This is a genomic window from Paenibacillus sp. MY03 (assembly GCF_002165585.1).
GTDB lineage: Bacteria > Bacillota > Bacilli > Paenibacillales > Paenibacillaceae > Pristimantibacillus > Pristimantibacillus agaridevorans.
Window position 1 is genome coordinate 1 of sequence record NZ_MXQD01000107.1, and the last position, 211, is coordinate 211.

1 protein-coding gene is annotated in these 211 nt (G+C 46.0%); it reads left to right on the forward strand.

Going from position 1 to position 211, the window contains the following annotated elements; genetic code table 11:
* A partial coding sequence (locus B1748_RS36075; protein ID WP_143810485.1) for a galactose-binding domain-containing protein occupies nucleotides 1-211 on the forward strand: 211 nt, incomplete at both ends.

Consider the following 211-nt stretch of genomic DNA (forward strand, 5'->3'; position numbering starts at 1 on the left):
GCAACCATGGATCTTTCGCGGGGTGGAGCTCCGGGGAGGGAACAACCTACAACAACCCACAGTGGTTGCAGGTTGAATTTGCCCAGCCTACGGTATTGAACCAAATTGATGTCTATACAACGGAATCCTATTTCAAGATGAGGGATTTCGATGTTCAATATTGGAAGGACGGACAGTGGGTAAATGTTTATTCGGTAAAGGATAACACGAA